The organism is Candidatus Jordarchaeum sp. (assembly GCF_052745115.1).
In genome coordinates, this window is the sequence record NZ_JBRAKS010000368.1 from 1 (window position 1) to 3,824 (window position 3,824).

Consider the following 3,824-nt stretch of genomic DNA (forward strand, 5'->3'; position numbering starts at 1 on the left):
ATATTATATAAATAAAGTGAAAAAAATAAAAATTATACAACACAGCAGACCTGCTTGGTTTTTCTCTTGTATTGTTTAACACCTTTAAGTGCTGCTTTTGACTTTGCTTATAAAAGTATTTAGCCAATCATTTATTGCGACATCTGCCGCAATTTCGCCGCACTTAATTTTATCCAGCACATTTCCAAGGATTGAACTCTCCCCCTCTATAGTTCTACCCCTTAGTATTCTCTCTCTATCCTTACTATCCAAATCCAGCAGGTAAAAGTCGTGAAGTGCTGATATTCTTCCACGGAGATTTATTGCTGCCAGTCTGGCAAAATGCTCGTCACTTAGAATCACGAGCACCGCTGTTTTATCTGTGATTCTCATGAGGAAACTGTTCTTATTATGTATACTGTCGCCCTCATGCATCTCGGAAATGGGAAACTTCATATAGTAATCAATAAACTCTCTTGGCACATCACCCTTCAAACAAATAACGGAACTATCCACACCAAGTATGGCCATTCCTCTAGAATTCCAGTTACCCTTATTCCTCTCCACATCGTCCAATAATTTATCCAAAAGCTGATTCCACAGCATAATCACTCTTCCAAATCCTAAATACACAAATATCCATTGAAGAAGCAAAGAATCGCCAATAATTTCCTCAAAACCTCTTAAAAACCCCGCCTTTTTTAAAAAACTAGCAAATCTAAGCGAATCCATATGATTAAAAAAAGCTAAACTGTTAAACTCCACTTCCTTTGAAAAGGAATTATTAAAATTTTCAAATTCTTTCTCTAAATTTCATAAAGTTTTATATCTACCAAATACCTAATACGATTAGCACTAGTGGGCACCTGGCCTAGTCAGGATAAGTACCTGAAAGGGCGCAGAACCAGAATCAATTGGTGCGTAAGCCTGCGGAGCCTGTGATCGCGGGAAATATCCCCTCTGAGGTGTATTCGCGAATTCAAATCCGTTTCAGGAGCCCTGAACGGTGAAGCTCCCGTGGTGCCCGCCATATTTTTCTTTTCTACATTTTTGGTGGTACTTGGATTCCTAGGATTTTTAGTGCGTTTTCCAGGGTTTGTTTTATTAAATAGACGAGTGCTAGTCTTGCGTTTTTTGTTTCTTCCTCTTCTGCTGCTAGGACGGGTTGGGATTCGTAGAATTTGCTGAAGTGTAGTGCTAGTTGATACGTGTATTCTGCTAGGATGTGGGGTTTGAGTTGCTCGGCTGCCGTTTTTATTATTTCGGGAAACTGTAATATGTGCTGTATTAGGGTTTTTTCTCTCTGATCGCTTAGCTTTTCAGATTTTATGTTTGGTGTTGGTTTTTTGCCCGCTTTTTCTAGAATACTTTTGGCTCTTACCACCGCGTATTGAATGTAGGGGCCGGTTTCGCCGTCAAAGTTTGTTACTTTATCAAAGTCGAATATTATGGTTTGTTCGGTGCTGAATTTTATGAGCCAAAACCTAACTGCTCCGACTGCAATTATTTCTGCGAGTTCTCTCTTTTCAAGTTCGGGAATGTCTGGCAGGTTTTTGCTCACCTGAATATATGCTCGGATAAGAGTTTGATTAATCACCGCATCTGCGTGAAAGCCAACCCAGTTTCCTTCTCGCCCGCTGAATCTTTCCTCTGCGAGTTTTACGTGTTTGTATGACAGGTGGACTGAATTTTTAGCCTCTTCCTCATAGCCTAAGAGTTTAATGCTTGATTTGAGGGCTTGTTGTAGGTATTCTTGCTCGTATCCTATCACGTTTATTACCTTTTTCGCCTTAGCGAATTCGGCTCTATCTTTGCTTAGTGTGGGGGCTGTGGTCCATAGTACTTGTTTGTTGAACTGGGTGTTCCATGGGCGGTACTTCATTCTTGTTCTGAGTTTTCCAAATTTCCATAGCTGGTAGGCTATGTCGTGGGCCATGTAGGTGGGTACTCCACTGGAGCGTATTATCACTTTGTCAGGGTTTTTCTTGTCTTTGAACTCTTTGAGATGGCTGAATTTGGCCACAAAGCAGCCCTTGTACTCGCCCTCCGTTTCCCATACAAAGTTCTCCGATTTTTCTAGTTTTTTGAGGGTCTCCTTCCATATTTTGGATCTTGCAATATCGCTTTCCCAAACCAGTAGGTTGTAGGGAATGTTTGCTCTGGTTGTTGTTTCCAGATTTGATTCGACACACATCTCGGACAGATGTCGGCTGTAATTCGCTATTTCGTTTCCGCCTTTCTCCATGTAGCTCATTACTTCATCTACTTCCTTTTCTAGCTCTGGTTTTTCTTTTAGCAGCTGTGCGGCTCTGGCATAGATTAATCCGTACCAAAAGTCCAGTTTGGTATCCTTTTCTCTAGGCACCTCTAAGTGTGTATTGTTAAGGAACGCCCAAACCAGCACCCCAACCTGTCTTCCTAAATCATCTATGAAATTCTGTATCTCAACTTTCCACCCACAGTTTTCATGCAGGTTTGCTACCACATCTCCCAGAACAGCGTTTCTCAAGTGACCAATATGTAAGGGTTTGGTTGGGTTAACTGCAGTGTGTTCAACCACAACTTTCTCACCGTTTCCTAAAGCTAATCTCCCGTAATTTTTCCCTTCTTTAAAAACCTCCTTCACAACGGTTTCGGTGAGTTTAAAATCATCAAAGTAAAAGTTAATATAACCTGGAGCTGCAACCTCTACTCTCTCCACGAGTGGCAATTTAGAGGTTTTTATCTGTTCCACCACTTGCCGTGCAATATCAATTGGCTTCTGTTTAAGACTCTTCGAAACCCGAAAGGCGATCGAGGATGATAAGTTTCCCAGCTTCGGGTCTGGAGGCTGTTCTAAACTTGAACCTAATTCCTCAATTGAAACTACTTTTTCAAAACCCAGTGATTGAAAAACTTCATACAATATATCAATAATTTTTCCTCTAATTTCCTTAAGCATGAAGTCTACCCACCGATTTCAGAAGTTCCTACAACACTATAATAACTACTCCAGTATCCAATAAAGGATATACCCCTATGCTTTTATCCATTTTCTAAAAATTTTAGGAAGCGGGCCTGAAGGGATTTTCAACACACTCCAATTTGGATTATATTTTTGAACCCTTGATATCCGGCTGACTCCGTTTTGCTAAACTCCGGAGGCCGGCGCCCTATCCAACTAGACTACAGGCCCGCGTTTTTGGATTTGATTTTTGTGTGAAGAACTAAATTAAATATTTTTGGCTGTTTTGTTTACTTTGCTAGTTGATTCAGATTGATCCACCAAGCTTGTTTTATATCTTTATCTTTGGTGCGTTTAAACTGTATTATTTTTTGCCCAGTTTTTTCTTCTGTTCTATTTGCTATTTTTTTAATTCTGTTGAGAATTTGTCGCCTTTTGAGACCTGTTACTGATTCCAAGTCTTTAGTGGTGGCGCCTTCGTGCTCTAAGAGATGATTGATTATAAGCTTGTCTGTTTGATCGTGGCATGATTGGTTGAGGAACTGTCTTAGATTTTCTTTTTCCATTTCGATATCATTAATAGCTTCTTCTTTTTTAATAATTCTTTCAAGTTTTACGACTCTTGATCTTAGTTGATGGACTTCGTTCTCTAGGCTAGTCGCTTTACTTTCTGGTTTTTGTCTCAGCTTTTCTATTATTGCTTCCTTTACGAATGCTGATCGGTTACCGCGGCCGACTTTTTTATTCAATTCCTCTAAGAGAGGTTGGGGAATTTTAATGGTTAAGACCACCATTTTGACTATTTTATTTTCCCTCCATTGATTTTCAAATACTTATCATGTATTCAGATTGAATCAACCAACTATCATTGAATTATTATCTTGAGGTTTTCTAGTTTTAC

Annotated in this window: 3 protein-coding genes and 2 tRNA genes; 1 reads left to right on the forward strand and 4 read right to left on the reverse strand. The window is 39.6% G+C overall.

Annotation, left to right across the window (positions count from 1 at the left end; all coding sequences use genetic code 11):
* Window positions 1–84: 84 nt before the first annotated feature.
* Window positions 85–567, reverse strand: a complete 483-nt coding sequence (locus tag ACUVXA_RS17975; RefSeq protein ID WP_445872664.1) for a hypothetical protein — start codon at window positions 565–567, stop codon at window positions 85–87.
* 272 nt (window positions 568–839) lie between these two features.
* Between ACUVXA_RS17975 and ACUVXA_RS17980 the strand changes: the two genes are divergently transcribed.
* Window positions 840–1,009 (forward strand) — tRNA-Arg (locus ACUVXA_RS17980).
* A gap of 12 nt (window positions 1,010–1,021) precedes the next feature.
* Here ACUVXA_RS17980 and ACUVXA_RS17985 read toward each other — a convergent pair.
* The 3 genes from ACUVXA_RS17985 to ACUVXA_RS17995 form a co-directional block, all read right to left on the reverse strand.
* Window positions 1,022–2,920: an arginine--tRNA ligase gene (locus ACUVXA_RS17985; protein ID WP_445872665.1), complete on the reverse strand. Its 1,899-nt coding sequence runs from the start codon at window positions 2,918–2,920 to the stop codon at window positions 1,022–1,024.
* 111 nt (window positions 2,921–3,031) lie between these two features.
* A tRNA-Arg gene (locus ACUVXA_RS17990) sits at window positions 3,032–3,154 on the reverse strand.
* 59 nt (window positions 3,155–3,213) lie between these two features.
* Window positions 3,214–3,672, reverse strand: coding sequence for a hypothetical protein (locus tag ACUVXA_RS17995; RefSeq protein ID WP_445872666.1), 459 nt, complete (start codon window positions 3,670–3,672; stop codon window positions 3,214–3,216).
* Window positions 3,673–3,824: the final 152 nt, after the last annotated feature.

Excerpts from the sequence above, each read along its gene's own strand:
- ACUVXA_RS17985 (WP_445872665.1), bottom strand. The coding sequence starts at position 2,920 with ATGCTTAAGGAAATTAGAGGAAAAATTATTGATATATTGTATGAAGTT.